The sequence below is a fragment of the Lampropedia cohaerens genome, assembly GCF_001005215.1.
Classification (GTDB): Bacteria; Pseudomonadota; Gammaproteobacteria; order Burkholderiales; family Burkholderiaceae_C; genus Lampropedia; species Lampropedia cohaerens.
The window spans coordinates 1-1,597 of the sequence record NZ_LBNQ01000028.1 but is presented as its reverse complement, the minus strand read 5'-3'; the positions used below and the strand labels follow the sequence as shown (position 1 = coordinate 1,597).

At 46.6% G+C, this 1,597-nt stretch carries 3 protein-coding genes and 1 pseudogene; all 4 read right to left on the bottom strand.

Features of this window, described 5'->3' with window-relative positions; genetic code table 11:
• Positions 1-93 precede the first annotated feature (93 nt).
• Positions 94-253: pseudogene (locus tag AAV94_RS14900) on the bottom strand (transposase); the annotation flags it as partial.
• Between the two features lie 103 nt (positions 254-356).
• Positions 357-707 carry a hypothetical protein gene (locus AAV94_RS14895; protein WP_156454403.1) on the bottom strand — a complete coding sequence of 117 codons (351 nt, stop codon included), beginning with the start codon at positions 705-707 and terminating at the stop codon, positions 357-359.
• A 14-nt stretch (positions 708-721) separates the two neighbouring features.
• The gene (locus AAV94_RS14665; RefSeq protein ID WP_197408053.1) at positions 722-1,096 is read right to left on the bottom strand and encodes a hypothetical protein; all 375 of its coding nucleotides are present in this window, start codon (positions 1,094-1,096) and stop codon (positions 722-724) included.
• Positions 1,097-1,101: 5 nt separating this feature from the next.
• On the bottom strand, positions 1,102-1,597 hold a 496-nt coding region (locus tag AAV94_RS14890), incomplete at its 5' end, for a hypothetical protein (RefSeq protein ID WP_231731342.1).

The following is a 1,597-nucleotide window of genomic DNA, read 5'->3' as shown; positions in this document are numbered from 1 at the left end:
CCGTTGAACATCACGGCTACCTGCGTCTTCTCTTGCCCCGTGCGCGGGTCGATGTATGTCACCGGCTTGAGGTTGGCCCGCTCGGCGTCCGTGACCGAACAGGCACTTGATGCTCAGGCAGAACTGGGTGTGGCTGCGTCAGAAAACCTCGGGCTGCGCCCACGCGCTTGCCACAGGAACTGCCAAACCACTGCATGTCCTCATTGCGCCACATCATGAGCGAACCCCGCGCCTTCAACGCCGCGTTGTACACCTTCCAGTTCGTCGTGCGGTATTTATGGTCCGCTGTTTGCTCTTTGCGTTTGTCCCACCGTCAGTCTGCGGTGCCAGCGCAGTGATTTATGCAACAAAGCCAGCTATTGGGAACAATGCTTCTGCTGCAAATTATGCAAGGCAACAAGCCTCTTCTCGTATGACTGAATTGATGCATTCAGATCATCATTCGAGACATAGTCTGCACTTTGCATCCCCAAAGAAATTATGGACGCCAACCCAGAAAGAATATTGGCAGACGAGTTAAGAGTTTTACTCTTCTTATAACGCCCCAAATTTTCCCGGGCCTCATCAATATTTGCATTAATGATTGCGCAGTCCGCCATACCACCTAAATCACTGTTTTCAGCCTTAGGAATGGGCGCAACCGGAGCCAAGTTAGAAGCGCCGCCACAAGCCGTCAATAATAAAGCAGCAAAAACAATCAGCCTCATCTTTCATCATTCTTTCAATTACAAATACCCAAATCTTTTCCATTATTAGTGCAGTTAACTGGATCATAAAAATCATAACCCCTTTTTTCCATACAGGCATAAATCCCAAGCCGCCTCTCATCAACATCTTTACTGGTCATCCCTGGATAAAAAACATTAAAATCCAAAGTGCCATTAAAAAATTTAATAACTCCACATTCCTTTAGATCTATTTCTCTTTGCACAGGATCAGTACGCCCAATAGCATCTTTCTTTTGTACTCCCTGGATAACTTTAAACCCATTATAAACATCAGGGCTCCATTTTGGCACCACTCGCATAGGCACACAGGCAACCAGCAGCAGCAAAACCACTGCCACACAACAATAAACACTTTTCATCTTCATCATCTCATCTACTTCCCAAAGCAAAAATCAATTGCATGACATCCGGCGATATCAAATCCGCCAATGCAAATGGAGCGGAAGCAGGAATAGCCACCACTGGTGTAATGCCTGATCCAACATTCTCCATGTGTTCCACGGCCTCTGGATGTGTTTCCATCATCGCCATACCAGCCCCAGATTTGCCCACCCAAGAAATCATGCGTTCCTGCAAATGACTCGATCACCGCATCCGAAAAACTACCTGACTCATAGGGAATAACCAACCCACCTGGCAGATACCATGCACCTTGGATAGGCTGGAAACCTCCGGTTGCACCGTATAAACCGCCTGCCTCCTTCATATCGGCACTCAACGATTGATATGTCGGGTATTCATCACTTCCTTTGTAAACGTAATTTCCATTGCCATCCTTTATTAAATCTCCATTATTATGGACGCACCTAGAATTATCATCACCACAAATAATATCCAGATCCAATCGAACTCCGCCCAATTTAACGCCA

What these genes read in the sequence shown, in the direction of transcription:
- AAV94_RS14895 (WP_156454403.1), bottom strand. Translation starts at nt 707, where the DNA reads ATGAGGCTGATTGTTTTTGCTGCTTTATTATTGACGGCTTGTGGCGGC.
- AAV94_RS14665 (WP_197408053.1), bottom strand. Translation starts at nt 1,096, where the DNA reads ATGATGAAGATGAAAAGTGTTTATTGTTGTGTGGCAGTGGTTTTGCTG.